At 64.4% G+C, this 16,626-nt stretch carries 23 protein-coding genes and 1 tRNA gene; 18 read left to right on the top strand and 6 right to left on the bottom strand.

All coding sequences use genetic code 11. The annotated features are described in order from the left end of the window. Positions 1 to 42: 42 nt before the first annotated feature. From rplF to AC04MI_RS04565, 12 genes are all read left to right on the top strand, one after another. On the top strand, positions 43 to 570 hold the full coding sequence (rplF, locus tag AC04MI_RS04510) for a 50S ribosomal protein L6 (protein ID WP_192201780.1): 528 nt from the start codon (positions 43 to 45) through the stop codon (positions 568 to 570). 29 nt (positions 571 to 599) lie between these two features. Beyond that, complete coding sequence (gene rplR, locus AC04MI_RS04515; RefSeq protein ID WP_055941298.1) at positions 600 to 956, top strand: 50S ribosomal protein L18; 357 nt, start codon at positions 600 to 602, stop codon at positions 954 to 956. A 156-nt stretch (positions 957 to 1,112) separates the two neighbouring features. Further along, positions 1,113 to 1,655: a 30S ribosomal protein S5 gene (rpsE, locus tag AC04MI_RS04520; protein ID WP_055941300.1), complete on the top strand. Its 543-nt coding sequence runs from the start codon at positions 1,113 to 1,115 to the stop codon at positions 1,653 to 1,655. Then, positions 1,648 to 1,839, top strand: coding sequence for a 50S ribosomal protein L30 (gene rpmD, locus AC04MI_RS04525; RefSeq protein WP_055941302.1), 192 nt, complete (start codon positions 1,648 to 1,650; stop codon positions 1,837 to 1,839). The genes rpsE and rpmD overlap by 8 nt, the downstream gene beginning before the upstream one ends. 5 nt (positions 1,840 to 1,844) lie before the next feature. Beyond that, positions 1,845 to 2,282: a 50S ribosomal protein L15 gene (rplO, locus tag AC04MI_RS04530; RefSeq protein WP_476497169.1), complete on the top strand. Its 438-nt coding sequence runs from the start codon at positions 1,845 to 1,847 to the stop codon at positions 2,280 to 2,282. Positions 2,283 to 2,289: 7 nt separating this feature from the next. Next, positions 2,290 to 3,651, top strand: a complete 1,362-nt coding sequence (gene secY, locus AC04MI_RS04535; protein WP_296279028.1) for a preprotein translocase subunit SecY — start codon at positions 2,290 to 2,292, stop codon at positions 3,649 to 3,651. Between the two features lie 341 nt (positions 3,652 to 3,992). After that, positions 3,993 to 4,349 (top strand): 30S ribosomal protein S13, encoded by a 357-nt coding sequence (gene rpsM, locus AC04MI_RS04540; RefSeq protein ID WP_056878872.1) that lies wholly within the window; start codon positions 3,993 to 3,995, stop codon positions 4,347 to 4,349. Between the two features lie 12 nt (positions 4,350 to 4,361). Continuing rightward, positions 4,362 to 4,754 (top strand): 30S ribosomal protein S11, encoded by a 393-nt coding sequence (gene rpsK / locus AC04MI_RS04545; RefSeq protein WP_476497170.1) that lies wholly within the window; start codon positions 4,362 to 4,364, stop codon positions 4,752 to 4,754. 14 nt (positions 4,755 to 4,768) lie between these two features. Next, entirely contained in the window at positions 4,769 to 5,398 is a 630-nt protein-coding gene (gene rpsD, locus AC04MI_RS04550; RefSeq protein WP_055941309.1) for a 30S ribosomal protein S4, read from the top strand. Positions 5,399 to 5,457: 59 nt separating this feature from the next. After that, positions 5,458 to 6,435, top strand: coding sequence for a DNA-directed RNA polymerase subunit alpha (locus tag AC04MI_RS04555; RefSeq protein WP_476497193.1), 978 nt, complete (start codon positions 5,458 to 5,460; stop codon positions 6,433 to 6,435). Between the two features lie 154 nt (positions 6,436 to 6,589). Next, positions 6,590 to 6,982 carry a 50S ribosomal protein L17 gene (gene rplQ, locus AC04MI_RS04560; RefSeq protein WP_008906513.1) on the top strand — a complete coding sequence of 131 codons (393 nt, stop codon included), beginning with the start codon at positions 6,590 to 6,592 and terminating at the stop codon, positions 6,980 to 6,982. A gap of 22 nt (positions 6,983 to 7,004) precedes the next feature. Continuing rightward, positions 7,005 to 7,081, top strand: a tRNA-Met gene (locus AC04MI_RS04565). A gap of 158 nt (positions 7,082 to 7,239) precedes the next feature. Here the strand turns inward: AC04MI_RS04565 and nhaR are convergent. Continuing rightward, positions 7,240 to 8,136 (bottom strand): transcriptional activator NhaR, encoded by an 897-nt coding sequence (gene nhaR / locus AC04MI_RS04570; RefSeq protein ID WP_056065394.1) that lies wholly within the window; start codon positions 8,134 to 8,136, stop codon positions 7,240 to 7,242. A 150-nt stretch (positions 8,137 to 8,286) separates the two neighbouring features. Between nhaR and AC04MI_RS04575 the strand changes: the two genes are divergently transcribed. After that, positions 8,287 to 8,835 carry an Rrf2 family transcriptional regulator gene (locus tag AC04MI_RS04575; RefSeq protein ID WP_436076906.1) on the top strand — a complete coding sequence of 183 codons (549 nt, stop codon included), beginning with the start codon at positions 8,287 to 8,289 and terminating at the stop codon, positions 8,833 to 8,835. An 83-nt stretch (positions 8,836 to 8,918) separates the two neighbouring features. Here the strand turns inward: AC04MI_RS04575 and AC04MI_RS04580 are convergent, their stop codons facing one another. From AC04MI_RS04580 to AC04MI_RS04600, 5 genes are all read right to left on the bottom strand, one after another. Next, complete coding sequence (locus AC04MI_RS04580) at positions 8,919 to 9,512, bottom strand: MarC family protein (RefSeq protein ID WP_015016008.1); 594 nt, start codon at positions 9,510 to 9,512, stop codon at positions 8,919 to 8,921. Next, entirely contained in the window at positions 9,509 to 9,922 is a 414-nt protein-coding gene (locus AC04MI_RS04585; protein ID WP_436076907.1) for a VOC family protein, read from the bottom strand. Before AC04MI_RS04585 ends, AC04MI_RS04580 begins: the two co-directional genes overlap by 4 nt. A gap of 51 nt (positions 9,923 to 9,973) precedes the next feature. Then, the gene (locus AC04MI_RS04590) at positions 9,974 to 10,348 is read right to left on the bottom strand and encodes a hypothetical protein (RefSeq protein ID WP_099729098.1); all 375 of its coding nucleotides are present in this window, start codon (positions 10,346 to 10,348) and stop codon (positions 9,974 to 9,976) included. A 64-nt stretch (positions 10,349 to 10,412) separates the two neighbouring features. Continuing rightward, positions 10,413 to 10,784, bottom strand: coding sequence for a TraR/DksA family transcriptional regulator (locus AC04MI_RS04595; protein ID WP_056065406.1), 372 nt, complete (start codon positions 10,782 to 10,784; stop codon positions 10,413 to 10,415). A 123-nt stretch (positions 10,785 to 10,907) separates the two neighbouring features. Further along, positions 10,908 to 11,555 carry a glutathione S-transferase gene (locus AC04MI_RS04600; protein WP_436076908.1) on the bottom strand — a complete coding sequence of 216 codons (648 nt, stop codon included), beginning with the start codon at positions 11,553 to 11,555 and terminating at the stop codon, positions 10,908 to 10,910. A 122-nt stretch (positions 11,556 to 11,677) separates the two neighbouring features. Between AC04MI_RS04600 and AC04MI_RS04605 the strand changes: the two genes are divergently transcribed. The 5 genes from AC04MI_RS04605 (at position 11,678) to AC04MI_RS04625 (ending at position 16,559) form a co-directional block, all read left to right on the top strand. Beyond that, positions 11,678 to 12,049: a DUF2946 family protein gene (locus AC04MI_RS04605; RefSeq protein ID WP_436076909.1), complete on the top strand. Its 372-nt coding sequence runs from the start codon at positions 11,678 to 11,680 to the stop codon at positions 12,047 to 12,049. Between the two features lie 80 nt (positions 12,050 to 12,129). Then, the gene (locus tag AC04MI_RS04610) at positions 12,130 to 14,460 is read left to right on the top strand and encodes a TonB-dependent receptor (RefSeq protein WP_476497171.1); all 2,331 of its coding nucleotides are present in this window, start codon (positions 12,130 to 12,132) and stop codon (positions 14,458 to 14,460) included. Between the two features lie 14 nt (positions 14,461 to 14,474). Further along, on the top strand, positions 14,475 to 15,035 hold the full coding sequence (locus AC04MI_RS04615; RefSeq protein WP_436076911.1) for a YcnI family copper-binding membrane protein: 561 nt from the start codon (positions 14,475 to 14,477) through the stop codon (positions 15,033 to 15,035). A 63-nt stretch (positions 15,036 to 15,098) separates the two neighbouring features. Next, a complete protein-coding gene (locus AC04MI_RS04620; protein ID WP_099729103.1) occupies positions 15,099 to 15,584 on the top strand; it encodes a copper chaperone PCu(A)C in 486 nt (161 codons plus the stop codon). A 105-nt stretch (positions 15,585 to 15,689) separates the two neighbouring features. Further along, positions 15,690 to 16,559: a PhaM family polyhydroxyalkanoate granule multifunctional regulatory protein gene (locus AC04MI_RS04625; RefSeq protein ID WP_192421981.1), complete on the top strand. Its 870-nt coding sequence runs from the start codon at positions 15,690 to 15,692 to the stop codon at positions 16,557 to 16,559. Positions 16,560 to 16,626 lie beyond the last annotated feature (67 nt).

The following is a 16,626-nucleotide window of genomic DNA, read 5'->3' on the forward strand; positions in this document are numbered from 1 at the left end:
GTGAAGTGCTGTGCTTCGTGGCCTAAGCGAAGGAGCCCAGACATGTCCCGCGTAGCCAAGAAGCCGATCAATCTCCCCAAGGGCGTCGAACTGAATGCCCAGGGCGAGACCCTCAACGTCAAGGGCCCGAAGGGCACCCTGTCCATCGCCAAGCCGGCCGGTGTCGAACTGAACGTCGACAACGGCACGGTGAACCTGTCGCCGGTCACGCCGGCCGACGACGCCATCACCGGCACCATCCGTGCGATCCTGGCCAACATGGTCAAGGGCGTGTCGGACGGTTTCGAGCGCAAGCTCGAACTGGTCGGCGTGGGTTACCGCGCTGCGATGCAGGGCAAGGACCTGAACCTGTCGCTRGGTTTCTCGCATCCGATCCTGTTCAAGACGCCGGAAGGCATCACCATCGCCACCCCGACCCAGACCGAAATCCTGGTGCAGGGTGCCGACAAGCAGCGCGTTGGTGAAGTTGCCGCCAAGATCCGCGGTTTCCGTCCGCCGGAGCCCTACAAGGGCAAGGGCGTGAAGTACTCCGACGAAACCATCATCCGCAAGGAAGCGAAGAAGGCCTAACCGGGCTTTCGGCTTCGAGGAACCAGATCATGAGCATCAAGAACACCGCCCGCCTGCGCCGCGCCAAGTCCACCCGCGCGCACATCCGCGAACTCGGCGTCCCGCGCCTGTCGGTGCTGCGCACCGGCCAGCATATCTACGCCCAGCTGTTCACCGCCGATGGCTCCAAGGTCATCGCGTCGGCGAATACGCTTCAGGCCGATGTGAAGGATGGCCTGAAGAACGGCAAGAACAGCGATGCCGCCGCCCGCGTGGGCAAGGTGATCGCCGAGCGCGCCAAGGCCGAGGGCATCGAGAAGATCGCATTCGACCGTTCGGGCTACCGTTACCACGGCCGCATCAAGGCCCTGGCCGATGCGGCCCGCGAAGGCGGCCTGCAGTTCTAAGTATGAAGGGCATGGGGGCAGCCCCATGTCCTGACCTGCCGGCGCGGGCTGCGCCGGGCGCGGTCGACCTTCTGCATCGACCGTTGCGCCACCGCTTCACACCACAACCATAAGCGGCCACGCCGTACATACCTCATCAATCAAGGAATTCAAGCAATGGCAGAAGAACGTCAGCCGCGGGGCCGCGATCGCGACCGCAACCGCGAAGAGAAAGTCGACGACGGCATGATCGAGAAGCTGGTCGCGGTGAACCGCGTCAGCAAGACCGTCAAGGGCGGTCGCCAGTTCACCTTCACCGCGCTGACGGTCGTGGGTGACGGCAACGGCAAGATCGGTTTCGGTTACGGCAAGGCGCGCGAAGTGCCGGTCGCCATCCAGAAGTCGATGGAGTACGCCCGCAAGGGCATGCTGAATGTCGACCTGAACAACGGTACGTTGTGGCATCCGGTGAAGGCCGGCCACGGTGCGGCCCGCGTGTTCATGCAGCCGGCCTCGGAAGGTACGGGCGTGATCGCCGGCGGCGCCATGCGCGCTGTGCTGGAAGCGGTGGGCGTCAAGAACGTGCTGGCGAAGGCCGTCGGTTCGCGCAACCCGATCAACCTGGTTCGCGCCACGCTGAAGGGCCTGAGCGACATGCAGTCGCCGACCCGCATCGCGGCCAAGCGCGGCAAGAAGGTGGAGGAACTCCTCAATGGCTAACGAGTCCAACAAGACCGTCAAGGTGCGCCTGGTGCGCGGCCTGCGTGGTTCCCAGTCGCGCCACCGCCTGTCGGTGAAGGCGCTGGGCCTGAACAAGCTCAACGATGTGCGTGAACTGAAGGACAGCCCGCAGGTGCGCGGCCTGATCGCCAAGGTTCACTACCTCGTCAAGGTCGAGGAGTAATCAACATGCGTCTCAACACACTGAAGCCCGCCGACGGCGCCCGTACCGAACGCACCCGCGTCGGTCGCGGTATCGGTTCCGGCCTGGGCAAGACCGCGGGTCGTGGTCACAAGGGTTCGTTCGCACGCGCGGGCAAGGGCAAGATCAAGGCGAAGTTCGAAGGCGGCCAGATGCCGCTGATCAAGCGTCTGCCGAAGGTCGGCTTCCGCTCCAAGCTGAAGCTGGATTGCGCCGAAGTGCTGTCGTACCAGCTGGAGAAGCTGGAAGCCGGCGAAATCGACTTCGCCGTGCTGCGTGCCGCCAAGCTGGTCCCCAGCACCGCCAAGCGCGCCAAGATCGTCAAGAAGGGCGAACTCACCAAGAAGTTCGTGCTGAAGGGCGTGGCCGCCACGGCCGGTGCCAAGGCCGCCATCGAGGCTGCCGGCGGCAGCGTGCAGGAGTAACGGACGCATGGCGCAGGGTAATGCCGCCGGTGCGCTGGCAGGCGCAGGCAAGTTCACCGAACTCCGCCAGCGCCTGCTGTTCGTGCTGGGTGCGCTGATCGTCTACCGGATCGGCTGTTTCATCCCGGTCCCGGGCGTCAATCCCGATGCCATGCTTGCGATGATGCAGGCGCAGGGCGGCGGCATCGTGGACATGTTCAACATGTTCTCGGGCGGCGCCCTGCACCGTTTCAGCATCTTCGCGCTCAACGTCATGCCCTACATCTCGGCGTCGATCGTGATGCAGCTGGGCGTGCACATCTTCCCGAGCCTGAAGGCGCTGCAGAAGGAAGGCGAATCCGGTCGCCGCAAGATCACCCAGTACTCGCGCATCGGCGCGGTGCTGCTGGCGGTCGTGCAGGGCGGCAGCATCGCCACCGCGTTGCAGAACCAAGTCGCGCCGGGCGGCATGCCGGTGGTGTACGCGCCGGGCATGGGTTTCGTTCTGACCGCGGTGGTCGCCTTGACCGCTGGCACCATCTTCCTGATGTGGTTGGGTGAGCAGGTAACGGAGCGTGGCATCGGCAACGGCGTCTCGCTGATCATCTTCGCGGGCATCGTGGCCGGCTTGCCGGGCGCGGTCATCCAGACCGTCGGCGCGTTCCGTGACGGCACGCTGAGCTTCATCTCGCTGCTGATCATCGCCGTGGTGGTGCTGGGCTTCACCTTCCTGGTGGTGTTCGTGGAACGCGGCCAGCGGCGGATCACGGTGAACTACGCGCGCCGCCAGGGCGGTCGCAATGCGTACATGAACCAGACGTCGTTCCTGCCGCTGAAGCTCAACATGGCCGGCGTGATTCCGCCGATCTTTGCCTCCAGCATCCTGGCCTTCCCGGCGACGCTGGCCATGTGGTCCGGCCAGAACAGCGGCGCCACCACGTGGTTGCAGCGCATCTCCAATGCGCTGGCCCCGGGCGAGCCGCTGCACATGATCGTGTTTGCGGCGATGATCATCGGCTTCGCGTTCTTCTACACGGCGCTGGTGTTCAACTCGCAGGAAACCGCGGAGAACCTGAAGAAGTCGGGCGCGCTGATTCCCGGCATCCGCCCGGGCAAGGCTACCGCCGACTACGTCGACGGCGTGCTGACGCGGCTGACGGCCATCGGTTCGATGTACCTGGTGGCGGTCTGCCTGCTGCCGGAAGTCATGCGCACTCAGCTGGGCACCTCGTTCTACTTCGGTGGCACCTCGCTGTTGATCGTGGTTGTGGTGGTGATGGACTTCATCGCGCAGATCCAGGCGCACCTGATGTCCCACCAGTACGAGAGCCTGCTGAAGAAGGCCAACTTGAAGGGCGGTTCGCGGGGCGGTCTTGCCCCCCGGGGCTGAGGTATAATCGCGGGCTTCCCGCACCAGTCCGGCCCTCATGGCCGGCTGACTTAGATGGGCGGCCCCCGCAGCGATCCGGTGCGGGGGTGCGAACCGGCCAGTCCCTGCGCCAGAGTAGCGCGGGCGGGTAGGGCAGGGGGAAACCCCCGTCCTGCACCAGGCAGGTTCCGGCGCCGGAGCATGGGCACACTCCCCATGCCGGTCCGAAGTCGGCGTTGCCGCCCCGGRCTTCCCGTAAACACCGGATCTTGTTAGAATTTCCAGTTCACTCCGCCTGTCTGCGCGAATCMCGCCCGGGATGACCGTACACGGGCCAATACTCACAGTTGGAGAACCGCGTCATGGCGCGTATTGCAGGTGTCAACCTGCCTGCCCAGAAGCATGTCTGGGTCGGTTTGCAAAGCATCTACGGCATTGGCCGTACCCGTTCCAAGAAGGTCTGCGAAGCCGCCGGCGTCGTCTCGACCACCAAGATCCGCGACCTGTCCGAGCCGGAAGTCGAGCGCCTGCGCGCCGAAGTCGGCAAGTACGTGGTCGAGGGCGACCTGCGCCGTGAAGTCGGCATCGCGATCAAGCGCCTGATGGACCTGGGTTGCTATCGCGGCCTGCGCCACCGTCGCGGCCTGCCGCTGCGTGGCCAGCGCACCCGCACCAATGCCCGTACCCGCAAGGGTCCGCGCAAAGCCATCAAGAAGTAAGGGGCGACCACCATGGCCAAGCCAGCTGCTGCCAAAGTCAAGAAGAAGATCAAGCGCGTCATCACCGACGGCGTCGCCCACGTCCACGCTTCTTTCAACARCACCATCGTCACCATCACCGACCGCCAGGGCAATGCGCTTTCCTGGGCGACCTCGGGTGGTGCCGGTTTCCGCGGTTCCCGCAAGTCCACGCCGTTCGCGGCGCAGGTCGCTGCCGAAAAGGCAGGCCGTGCAGCTCTGGACTACGGCGTGAAGTCGCTGGAAGTCCGCATCAAGGGCCCGGGTCCGGGTCGCGAGTCGGCCGTGCGTTCGTTGAACAACGTGGGCTACAAGATCACCAACATCATCGACGTGACGCCGATCCCGCACAACGGGTGCCGTCCGCCGAAAAAGCGTCGCGTCTAAGGGGGCGATAAGAAATGGCTCGTTATATCGGTCCTACCTGTAAGCTCGCGCGCCGTGAAGGCGCCGACCTGTCGCTCAAGAGCCCGGCCCGTGCGCTGGACTCGAAGTGCAAGCTGGAGCAGAAGCCCGGCCAGCACGGCGCCACCGCCCGCAAGGGCAAGCTGTCCGACTACGCCACCCAGCTGCGCGAGAAGCAGAAGGTCAAGCGTATCTACGGCCTGCTGGAGCGCCAGTTCCGCAACTACTACAAGAAGGCCTCGACCAAGAAGGGCAACACCGGCGAGAACCTGCTGCAGTTGCTGGAAACCCGCCTCGACAACGTCATCTACCGCATGGGCTTCGCCGTGACCCGTCCGGCCGCCCGCCAGCTGGTCTCGCACCGTGGCGTGCTGGTCAACGGCAAGCCGGTCAACCTTCCGTCCTACCAGGTCAAGGCTGGCGACGCGATCGCGCTGTCGGAGAAGGCCCAGAAGCAGCTCCGCGTGCAGGAGTCGTTGACGGTCGCCGAGCAGCTCGACTTGAACCCGTCGTGGGTTGAAGTCGATGCGAAGAAGTTCAGCGGCGTGTTCAAGGCGGTTCCGGCGCGTTCGGACCTGCCCGCCGACATCAACGAAGCGCTGATCGTCGAGTTGTACTCGAAGTAATTCATTCACGCACCCCCGGGCGACCGGGGGACCGCAGGAGACAAAGCAACATGACGGGTATTACTCAGCAAGTGCTGCGCCCCCGCGGCCCGCAGATCGAGCGCCTGACCGGCAATCGCGCGAAAGTGGTCATCGAACCGCTGGAGCGTGGTTACGGGCATACGCTCGGCAATGCGTTGCGCCGCGTGCTGCTGTCGTCGATCCCCGGCTTCGCGATCACCGAAGTCGAGATCGATGGCGTGCTGCACGAATACAGCACCATCGAAGGCATGCAGGAAGACGTGCTGGAAGTGCTGTTGAACCTGAAGGATGTGGCCATCCGCATCCATAGCGGCGACTCCTCCACGCTGAGCCTGGCCAAGCAGGGCCCGGGCGTGGTGACCGCCGGCGACATCAAGACCGACCACAACGTCGAGATCCTGAATCCGGAACTGGTCATCTGCAACCTGACCAAGGACACGGCGCTGAACATGCGCCTGAAGATCGAGCGTGGTTTCGGCTACCAGCCGGCCGCTGCCCGTCGTCGTCCGGATGAAGAAACCCGTGCGATCGGTCGCCTGGTGCTGGACGCCTCGTTCTCGCCGGTCCGTCGCGTCGCGTACGCGGTGGAAGCCGCGCGCGTCGAGCAGCGCACCGACCTGGACAAGCTGGTCCTGGATATCGAAACCAACGGCACGATCGATGCCGAGGAAGCCGTGCGCACCGCCGCCGACATCSTCAGCGACCAGCTGTCGGTGTTCGGTGACTTCACGCACCGCGATCGCGGCGCGCCGAAGCAGGCAGCGAGTGGCGTGGATCCGGTGCTGCTGCGCCCGATCGACGACCTTGAGCTGACCGTGCGTTCKGCCAACTGCCTGAAGGCCGAGARCATCTACTACATCGGTGATCTGATTCAGCGCACCGAGAACGAGCTGCTCAAGACGCCTAACCTCGGCCGCAAGTCGCTCAACGAAATCAAGGAAGTGCTKGCMTCGCGYGGCCTSACCTTGGGYATGAAGCTTGARARCTGGCCGCCAGCAGGTCTGGACAAGCGTTAAGCCAAAGCTATAATCGAAGGCTGCCCAAATTTTGGGCGCCCGGTTTGATGCCCCCCGCAAGGGGGACTTTTCGTTCCCTCCGGGGAACAGTGCCTCGGACAGTACCTGATACGGCTGCCTGATTTAATTACACAGACAGTAGAAAGAAAGCACCATGCGCCACGGACACGGCCTTCGCAAACTCAACCGCACCAGCTCGCACCGCCTCGCGATGCTGCAGAACATGATGAACTCGCTCATCGAGCACGAAGTCATCAAGACCACCGTCCCCAAGGCCAAGGAACTGCGCCGCGTGATCGAGCCCATGATCACCTTGGCCAAGGAAGACTCTGTCGCCAACCGCCGCCTGGCATTCAACCGTCTGCGTGACCGTGACAGCGTGACCAAGCTGTTCAACGACCTGGGCCCGCGTTTCAAGGTGCGTCCTGGCGGTTACACCCGCATTCTGAAGATGGGCTTCCGCGTGGGCGACAATGCGCCTATGGCCCTGGTCGAATTGGTCGATCGTGCTGCAGAAACCGAAAATAATTCGGCAGCAGCTGAATAATAGGGTATAATTTATTTCTTACCGCGCGATGGAGCAGTCTGGTAGCTCGTTGGGCTCATAACCCAAAKGTCGGAGGTTCAAATCCTTCTCGCGCAACCAAAACATAGCAAGCATTGCTAAAACAAAACGCCCACTCCACAGTGGGCGTTTTTGTTTGTGCTCTCACTCGTTGCTTGTGCTCCTCTATGAGGGCGCGAGTTGGCGTGTTGATGACAACTTGTTCCTCCTGCGCAGAGCGCCATCGCGCACCTACCGGCTCAGTGAGCGAACAGATCTGCCTTGGCGGCCTTGGTGATGGCCACCACACAGGGGTGCGTAATGCGCCTTTCAATGGAGATCGCAAAGAATTCCTCCACCAAGTCTGAGGAGCGGCCGATAACCTCCACGCCAAACTGAGCAGTGGTCTCCTCTTCCAGCACGGAGGGGGATGTGAAGATGCCTCGGCCTTCCCGCCCAAACGCATTCATCAACGCGCTGTCGTCAAACTCGCCGACGAGACGGGGTTGCAGGTGGTGCTTGTTCAGCCAGTGGTCGAGTTGCTGGCGAACGGACGACATGGGACCTTGGATGAGCATGGGCGCACCATGCAGGCACTGGGGGAACGGCCCCTCCAACTGCGCCCGCAGGGCGGGGGCGCACAGAAAACTCATGCTGCTGGTGCCCAGTGGGTGGTTGAAGGCTTTGACGCCGATCTTGTTGGAAACAGGCTCGTCGGCCAACACCAGGTCCAGCCGGTGCAGGCTCAACTGCGCAATCAATTCGGGAAACTTGCCCTCATGGCAGGTCATGTGCACGCGCTGCGGCATGCCCAGTGCGGGCTCCAGCAGGTGGTAGGCCACCGACTTAGCTACCGAGTCGGCCACCCCCACGCGGAATTCCAGCGGCTTCTCTTGTCCACGCGCCAGCCGGATGGATTTTTCCAGCTCGTCGCCCAGCGCGAAGATCTGTTCGGCATACCCCAGGGCCACACGCCCCTCACTGGTCAGCTCCAGTCCCCGTCCCCTTTTCCGGAACAGGTCGTGGCCCAGCCATTCTTCCAGCTGCTTGATCTGGCCGGACAGTGTTTGCGGAGTGGTGTTGAGCTGCTCACCGGCCCGCATCACACCGCCAGCCTTGGCAACCGTCCAGAAGTAGCGGAGGTGCTTGAAGTTCATACTGCCCAAATACTTCGCATAAATCGAAGAATAAAACTCAATAAAACGAATATACGCGAAGTATGAAATTCTCTACATTGACGTTTGGCAGCTTCCGTGGCGATCTGCGCTGCGGCCTGGAGCTGCCTGTGTTCACAAGGAGTAGCAACGATGCGTATCACGACCCGAGGACAGCTGGCGGTGTCCGCCATGACCGACCTGGCCCTGCGCCAGAAGATGCGGCCCGTGCCCTTGTCCACCATCAGCGCACGGCAGGGGATTTCTCTGTCTTACCTTGAACAGCTGTTCAGCGCACTGCGCCGCGCCGGCTTGGTAGACAGTACCCGAGGGCCCGGTGGCGGCTATACCCTGGCGCGGCAAGCGGAGCAGGTATCGGTGGCTGAAATCATCCTGGCGGTAGAAAACCTCAAGACCGACGAGCTGCAGAACCTGGGGCCCAGTCAGGCCGCTCAGGTCAAATCCATGACGGGAGAACTGTGGACCAGCTTCAACTCCCGGGTGATGGAGTACCTGCAGTCGGTGACGCTTCAGGACCTTGTCACCCAGGCGCTGGAGCAGGGCACAGTCGTGGAGGAGAAGGCCCCAGCTGCGCGGGCCAAGCTGTCGCTGGCACCCAAGCCCCGCCCTTTGATGGCGCGGGTCAACGTGCCCAACTCGGTGTTTGCTCTGGGGACCATGCCGATCCTGCAGCGTCGCTGAAGCGGCTGCCATACGGTGCGGCGGGGCGCTGTGAACGGCGCCACGCACACGCGGAGGCCGTGGCCACCGGCTCCTGGCGCGGGCTACAGCTGGTGCGCCAGCTGCTTGATTCCCCGGATCAGCATCTCCACCGAGATCGCGACCAGGATCAGGCCCATCAGGCGTTCAAACGCCATCACCACGCGTTCGCCCACCAGGCGCTGGATGCGTTCGGCCAGCAGCAACACCACGGCACACACGGCCATGGTGACGCACAGTGCGCCCACCCATTCCCATCGCCGCTCGGGGGCCTGGGCCACAAGCAGCATCACCGTGGCCAGCGCCGAAGGGCCTGCCAGCGCGGGGATGGCCAGAGGCACGATCAGCGGCTCGCCCGGTAGCTCCGCCTGTGGTCCGTCCGCCGACGGAAAGATCATGCGCAGTGCGATCAGAAACAACACCACGGCGCCGGCAATCTGCAGCGACAAGTCGCTCAAATTCATGACCCGCAGGAACTCCGCTCCGAAGAACAGGAACACCAGCAGCAGTGCAAACGCAATGAGCACCTCCCGCAGGATCACCCGCGCCCGGCGCTCGGGCGCCACGCCCCGCAGGGCATTGGCAAAGATGGGAATGTTGCCCAGCGGATCGGTGATCAGCAGGAGCAGGATGGTGGCCGACGCGAAGGTGTAGCTCACGTTGCGTACACCGCGTCCAGCGAGCGAAAGCCCTTGATCTCGATCGGGTTGCCGCTGGGGTCGTGGAAGAACATCGTCCACTGCTCGCCGGGCTCGCCTTCAAAGCGCACCTGCGGCTCCAGCACGAAGGCGGTGTCGGCGGCCTTCAACCGCGCGGCCAGTGCATGCCAGTCGGGCAACTCCAGAATGGCGCCGAAGTGCGGCATGGGCACCAGATGGTCTCCCACGTGCCCGGTGCGGGCACTGGCAAACGGCGTGCCCAGATGCAACGAGATCTGGTGGCCGAAGAAGTCGAAGTCCACCCAGGTGTCGGTGCTTCGACCCTCCAAGCAGCCCAGCACGCCGCCGTAAAAGCGCCGGGCGGCATCCAGGTCGGTGACGTGAAAGGCGAGGTGAAAGAGGCTGCGCATCCCACAGAGGATAGCAGCCAGTGCCACGCCTTGGCGTGGCCTGCAGGCCGGTCAGGCGACCGACGGATCGGCGGCCATGTTGTCAAACTTCTTGAAGTACTGGCGCGCCATGGCCACCAGCTGGGCGTCTGTCGGGTGGTCTGCGGCCACCGAGTCCACCACCACGCCGGCCACGGCCGCATGGTGTTTGGCGGCCCAGTCGCGGAACTGGTTGCGCACCAGGCCCGGGCCGGCCAGCAGCACCTCGCGGGTGTGGGTCAGTGTCTGGGCGATATCGGCAAAAAACGGCGCGAGGTCGTCGGCCTTGCCCTGGTGCTTGTGGTGGCTGCGGGACTTGATGCGCTGGGCTTCCGCGTGTTCGCGATCGAACATCACTACATGGGCTTCGGATTGGTCCATCCAGACAACGGCGTGAAAAGTGCTCATGAATCGGCTTTCTTAAAGGAGTGACAAAAAACGGGAAAGGAGCAGCCTGAGTGCGTGCATTCGCTCATGCCGCCCGCCGGTGTTGCTCTGCCTTTTCCTGGCAATGCACACAGCGTGCGGCCTCGGGCGTGGCGTGCAGGCGGGCGGCGGTGATGTGGGTGCCGCAACCCGTGCACTCGCCGTAGGTGCCGGCTTCGATGCGGGCCAGGGCAGCCTCGACAGCCGCCAGGTGTGCGGTCTCGCGTTCGTCCAGGGCAAATTCCAGCTCGCGTTCGGTGGCAACCTGGGCACGCGGGTCTTCCGGTTGTCCGAAGTGGTCGGCGGCGGCCTCGGCGCGGCCGATGACACCACCGCGCTGCGCGGCCAGCTGGGCCAGCAACTCGGATTGCTGGGCCAGTAACTGCTGGCGGAAAGGTGCGGCTTGGGTCTTGTCCATGCGGGGTCTCCTCGGGGTGATCGGATACCTGCATGGTGCGCTTGTGCGCGGCGCGCTGGGTTGACCAAGGTCAAGGGATGGCGCGCGGTGTCCCCACCCTGGTGACACCGCTGCGTGGCGGGCTCAGCGCTTGGGCGGGCGCGCCAGCATCTCGGCGGTGTTGGTCTTGCGGTCCGCGTTCACGCGCTGCACATGGGGGCGTTCGGCCATGCGGGCGAGGTAGTCGCGCACAGGCAGGTCGGCCAGGTAGTCCTTGCCGTAGATGATCTTGGTGGCGGAGCTGACCAGCGGCAGGTGAACGACGGCCGCGCAGTCGGCCATCGTGAAGGTGTCGCCGCCCACGTAGGGGCTGAACTTTGCCAACTGGCCGAAGGCGGCAATGTTCTTCTGCAGCTGTACTCCCACCTTTTCCTTGGCGGTGTCGCTCACGGTGCCGCCAAAGAACGCCTGCGGATACAGGTTGCGTGCCACCAGCTCCAGGTGCAACTCCAGAAAGGCGATCAGCTCGCGCACCTTGGCGGCCTGGAAGGGGTCGGCCGGGATCAGCGGGTGATCGGGGTGGGCGGCTTCGATGTAGTCGGCGATCACCGCCGACTCACACAGCGCTCCCTGCGGCGTGCGCAGGTAGGGCACCTTGCCCAGCGGGCTGGCGCTGCGATCGGTCTCGCCCACCCAGGCCAGTTCTTCGGTGAACGGCAGGCCCTTTTCGAGCAGGGCCAGCTTGACCTTGTTGTAGTAGTTGCTGGCCGAAAAGCCGCAGAGTGTGAGCATGGTGTGTCTCCGATGTGTTGTAGGGGCAAGCGCACATCCTAGGCTCGCACCTGGTGCGGGGCGGTCACGCAGATGACCCGTGCACTGGCTGGCGCGGACTGCGCACCTACAATGGCGCTTCCATGTCGTTGCCGTCCCTCCAAACCATCCGCAGCCTTCGCTGGCTCGCCCGCTGTGTGCTGGCGTGGTTTGTGTTGTCGATCGGCGTGGCCGTGGCGTCGCCGCTGGTGCACCCGCAGGCCATGGAGCTGATCTGCTCCGGCTCAGGTGCGATCAAGGTGCTGGTCAAGACCGACGACGGCGCCAAGGAGCTGCCCAGCCACACGCTGGACTGCCCGCTGTGCACGCATGTGGGCGCTCCCCCTCCCGCATCGCAGGCCCAGCTGCCTGTGGTCCACCCGCTGGCGCATGCCCTGCGCCCCATCCCTGCCGCGCACATTGCAGCGCGCACTGCCGCGCCGCTGCCGCCGCGCGGGCCCCCATCGCTCTCCTGAAATCGCTATTGATTCGATAGCTGCTGGCGCATGATTCACTTGCGCTTGCGGCCTATTTGGTTTGATTTTCAGGAGTTTCCATGCGCAAAAGCCGCATGGCGCTGGCCGTGGCCAGTGCCTTTCCCGTCGTCCTTGGCATCGCGTCCGCCGGGGCTTCATCCGCATTCGCCCAGACCGCTGACAGCACCAGCACCACCAGCCATGCCCCGGTCAAGGAACTGGGCGTGGTCACCATCACCGGCGGCCAGCCCACCTCGCTGCCCACGCAGATCCCCACCACCATCGAGGGCGTGACGCGCGAGCAGATCGAGCATGCGATCAACGCCACCGACAGCGAAGACGCCCTCAAGTACCTGCCCAGTCTGCTGGTGCGCAAGCGCTATATCGGCGACTACAACCACGCCGTGCTGTCCACCCGCGCCTCGGGCACGGGCAACCCGGCGCGGTCCATGGTGTTTRCCGATGGCATTTTGCTGAGCAACTACCTGGGCAACGGCCCCACCAACGCGCCACGCTGGATGCTGGTCACGCCGGAAGAAATTGAGCGCGTGGACGTGCTCTACGGCCCGTTTTCGGCCGCCTACGCAGGCAACTCGGTGGGTGCGGTGGTGGACTACGTCACGCGCATGCCGACAAAGTTCGAGGCGCACGGGCAGGTCAGCTATCAACACCAGCCCTTTGACCTGTACAACACCAACGGCACCTACGGCGGCAAGCAGGTCAGTACCTCGGTGGGCAACAAAAATGGCGACTGGTCGTGGTTCCTGAACTTCAACAAGACCGACAGCGAAGGCCAGCCGCTCACCTTCCCCACGCGCCTCGTGTTTGCGGGGACCGTGGGCAATGCGGGTACGCCGGTGACGGGCGCAGTGCTGGGCAACAACCGCAGCAACCAGCCCTGGTACCTGCTGGGCACGGCCACCCAGTACCACACGCAGCAAGACCACATCAAGGCCAAGATCGCCTACGACTTCTCGCCCACCGTGCGCGCCGCCTACACCTTCGGCTGGTGGCACAACGCATCCGAGGGGCGGCCCACCAGCTACCTGCGCGATGCCAATGGCAATGCGGTGTACGGCGGCACGGTCAACATCAATGGCCGCTCGTTTGCGCTCGCGCCCACGGACTTCAATGTGTCCAACGAAGACCTCACACATTTCATGCACGGCCTGTCGGTCAAGAGCCGCACGCAGGGCGTGTTTGATTGGGAGGTGGCAGCCAGCCTGTACGACTACCAGACCGACACCCTGCGCGCTGCTACCGTGGCGCTGCCTGCCGCGCTGAACGGTGGTGCAGGGCGCATCGTCAACAGCAAGGGCACGGGCTGGAACACGCTGGCCGCCAAGGGCAGCTGGCGGCCCGATGGGCTGCAGGGCACGCACATCGTGGACTTTGGCCTGCAGCGCGACAGCTACCAACTGCGCACTATCGAAAACGCTACGACGAACTGGATCAGCGGTGATGCAGGCGCCCGCAACCAGGCCTTCAACGGCGACACCCAACTGCTGGGCCTGTGGGCGCAAGACACGTGGAAGATCGCGCCACGGTGGAAGGCCGTGCTGGGCGCCCGCGCCGAGCGCTGGAGCGCCAGCAATGGCCATACCGGCAACGCCACCACCACGCTGAGCCACCCCGAGCGCAACGAGACCTATGTCTCGCCCAAGGCTGCCGTGGCCTACCAGGCCAATGACCTGTGGGTGCTCAAGGCCTCCACCGGACGCGCCGTGCGCATGCCCACCGTGGCCGAGCTGTACCAGGGCGGCATCAACGGCAGCGGCACGCTCATCAACAACGACCCCAATCTGAAACCCGAGAAGAGCTGGACCACCGAGCTGACCGCCGAGCGGGACATGGGCAATGGCCTGCTGCGCCTGACAGCCTTTTTTGAGCGCACCAAGGACGCGCTGTACTCGCAAACCAATGTGCTCGTCACACCCAACGTGACCAACGTGCAGAACGTGGATGCCATCCATACCAAGGGCATTGAGCTGTCGTACCAGGCCGCCAACGTMTTTGTGCGCGGGCTGGAGCTGGGCAGCAGCCTGACCTGGACGGATTCCAAGATCACCAAGAACGACAAGTTCCCGGCCAGCGTCGGCCAATGGCAGCCCCGCATCCCCGAGTGGCGCGCCACTGCGGTGGCCACCTACCGGCCCGATGACAAGTGGTCGTACACCCTGGGCGCGCGCTACAGCGGCAAGCAGTACAGCACGCTCGACAACAGTGACCCCAACGGCTTTGCCTACCAGGGCGCGAGCCGCTACTTCACCACCGATGTGCGCGTGCGCTACCAGATCACCAAACAGGTCAGCGCCGCCGTGGGCATTGACAACCTCAACAACTACCAGTTCTGGAACTTCCACCCCTACCCGCAGCGCAGCTACATGGCGGAGCTGAAGGTAAGCCTCTGAAAGGAAAATATCCCATGTCTCTGAATACTATGAAAAAGATAGCTGCTGCCGCATGTTTGACTAGCGCTACAGCCCTGTTTGGCACTGCATCTGCCCATGTGGTGCTCGAATACCAGGTGGCCCCGGCCGGCGCCAGCTACAAGGCCGCGTTCAAGGTCGGCCACGGCTGCGGCGCGTCGCCCACGCGGCAGGTCGTGGTGGACATCCCTGCAGGCATGCGCGGTGCGCGCCCCATGCGCAAGCCGGGCTGGACGCTGGATGTGCAGCGCGACAAGCTGGCCCAGCCCTACACCAGCCACGGCCGCAGCATCACCGAAGACGTGGTGCGCATCACCTGGACGGCCAAGACGCCGGACGACATGTTACAGAGCGCGCACTACGACGAGTTTGTGCTCGTGGCCCAGGCGCCGGAGCAGGCGGGCACCGTGTACTGGCCGGTGCGCCAGGTCTGCACCGAGGGCCGCAACGATTGGACCGAGGTGCCCAAGGCAGGCCAGCAGCTGTCGGACCTGAAGTCCCCTGCCGCGGCGCTGGAGATTCTGCCCACCGGTGGCGCCGCTGCCCACAATCATTGACAGTCGGACCCAGAGTCTGTTGCCGCTTCCCTTTCTTCTCTCGCAAACCGAAAGACATTCACCATGAAAAAACTGCTTCACACCGCTGCCGTCTTTGCCGCACTGCTGAGTGCCCCTGCATGGGCCCAGACCGCCGCCGTCAAGGTCGAAGGCGCCTGGGCGCGTGCCAGCGTGCAGGGCCAGAAGGCCACGGGCGCATTCATGCGCCTGACCGCCAAGGACGGTGCTCGCCTGGTACGTGCCGAGTCGCCCGCTGCCGGCCTTGCCGAGGTGCACGAGATGAAGATGGAAGGCGACATCATGAAGATGCGTGCGGTGCCTACGCTGGACCTGCCCGCAGGCAAGACGGTGGAACTCAAGCCCGGGGGCTACCACATCATGCTGCTGGACCTGAAGGCACCCCTGGCCAAGGACAGCGCGGTGCCCATCACCCTGGTGTTCCAGGACGCCAAGGGCGTGGAAAGCAAGCTCAACCTCACGGTGCCGGTGGGCACCGCTGCACCCGGTGGCGCCACGGCGGGCAGCATGATGGATGGGCATAAACACTGAGGTGACAGCCGCCGCAGCGCCTTCGCGGGCGCAACGCATTGGAGTAAGCTGTGACTCCTCAGAACCTTCAGCAGGTTCTCACGACCCACCTCTTGCGGAGCGGCCATGAGCGACACATCCAACTTCGGTTTCGGCAAATTCGTCCCCGGTTTTGACTTTTTGCAAAGCCTTGCCAAGGGGGCGTCCAGCAGCATTCCGCAGTTGCCCAACCTCAGCAATTGGGTGGCGCCCACCATTAGCGTCGAAGAGCTGGAAAAGCGCATCGACGAGCTCAAGGCCGTGCAGTTCTGGCTGGAGCAGAACTCGCGCGCGCTGGCCGCCACCATCCAGGCGCTGGAGGTGCAGAAGATGACCCTGGCCACGCTCAAGGGCATGAACTTCAGCATGGGCGACGTGGCCAACGCCTTCAAGCTCAAGACCGCCGACACGGTGATGAGCGGCGTGCAAAAAGCCGCTGACACGGTGACCGGCGCCGCCGAGGCCGTGGCGGGTGCTGCCGCCCGCGTGACCGGCCGCGCCAGCGCTGCCGACGAGTCCGAGGAGGAGCCCGCTGACACCGAGCCCGCCCCTCAACCCGCCAAAGGCAAAGCCAAGGGCAAGACAGCGGCGGCCGCCGAGCCTGCCGTGGTGGACCCGATGCAGTGGTGGGGCGCGCTCACGAGCCAGTTCCAGCAGATTGCCACCAACGCCATGAAGGACGCGGCCAAGCAGACCGCCATCGACACCACCAAGAACATGGCCACCGGCCTGGCCAAGGAAGCCCTCAAGACGGCCACCGGCATGGCCAGCCAGTTTGCCGCCAAGGGCATGCAGACCATGCAGGGCGGCGCCAAGCGCGCCGCCGCGTCATCAGCGGGCACTGCCAAAAAGGCCGCTGCCGCCAAGAAGCCCGCAGCCCGCAAAACCACTACGAAACCCGCCGCCGCAAAGGCCGGCAGCACCCGCAGCCCTGCGGCACGCAAGCGAGCGGGCTGACGCCAAAGCGGGCCGGTGTGGCAGCCCGCAGATGGCGCAACACTGCCCCACCCCCGCCCAGGCCTGG

The organism is Acidovorax sp. LjRoot204, assembly GCF_056175785.1.

Coding starts and splice junctions, on each gene's coding strand:
- rplQ (WP_008906513.1), top strand. CDS start 6,590: ATGCGCCACGGACACGGCCTTCGCAAACTCAACCGCACCAGCTCGCAC.
- AC04MI_RS04620 (WP_099729103.1), top strand. CDS start 15,099: ATGAAAAAACTGCTTCACACCGCTGCCGTCTTTGCCGCACTGCTGAGT.
- rplR (WP_055941298.1), top strand. CDS start 600: ATGAGCATCAAGAACACCGCCCGCCTGCGCCGCGCCAAGTCCACCCGC.
- rpsD (WP_055941309.1), top strand. CDS start 4,769: ATGGCTCGTTATATCGGTCCTACCTGTAAGCTCGCGCGCCGTGAAGGC.
- AC04MI_RS04605 (WP_436076909.1), top strand. CDS start 11,678: ATGTCGTTGCCGTCCCTCCAAACCATCCGCAGCCTTCGCTGGCTCGCC.
- AC04MI_RS04585 (WP_436076907.1), bottom strand. CDS start 9,922: ATGCGCAGCCTCTTTCACCTCGCCTTTCACGTCACCGACCTGGATGCC.
- rpmD (WP_055941302.1), top strand. CDS start 1,648: ATGGCTAACGAGTCCAACAAGACCGTCAAGGTGCGCCTGGTGCGCGGC.
- AC04MI_RS04600 (WP_436076908.1), bottom strand. CDS start 11,555: ATGCTCACACTCTGCGGCTTTTCGGCCAGCAACTACTACAACAAGGTC.
- secY (WP_296279028.1), top strand. CDS start 2,290: ATGGCGCAGGGTAATGCCGCCGGTGCGCTGGCAGGCGCAGGCAAGTTC.
- nhaR (WP_056065394.1), bottom strand. CDS start 8,136: ATGAACTTCAAGCACCTCCGCTACTTCTGGACGGTTGCCAAGGCTGGC.
- AC04MI_RS04575 (WP_436076906.1), top strand. CDS start 8,287: ATGCGTATCACGACCCGAGGACAGCTGGCGGTGTCCGCCATGACCGAC.
- AC04MI_RS04625 (WP_192421981.1), top strand. CDS start 15,690: ATGAGCGACACATCCAACTTCGGTTTCGGCAAATTCGTCCCCGGTTTT.
- AC04MI_RS04595 (WP_056065406.1), bottom strand. CDS start 10,784: ATGGACAAGACCCAAGCCGCACCTTTCCGCCAGCAGTTACTGGCCCAG.
- rplO (WP_476497169.1), top strand. CDS start 1,845: ATGCGTCTCAACACACTGAAGCCCGCCGACGGCGCCCGTACCGAACGC.
- rpsE (WP_055941300.1), top strand. CDS start 1,113: ATGGCAGAAGAACGTCAGCCGCGGGGCCGCGATCGCGACCGCAACCGC.
- AC04MI_RS04590 (WP_099729098.1), bottom strand. CDS start 10,348: ATGAGCACTTTTCACGCCGTTGTCTGGATGGACCAATCCGAAGCCCAT.
- rpsM (WP_056878872.1), top strand. CDS start 3,993: ATGGCGCGTATTGCAGGTGTCAACCTGCCTGCCCAGAAGCATGTCTGG.
- AC04MI_RS04615 (WP_436076911.1), top strand. CDS start 14,475: ATGTCTCTGAATACTATGAAAAAGATAGCTGCTGCCGCATGTTTGACT.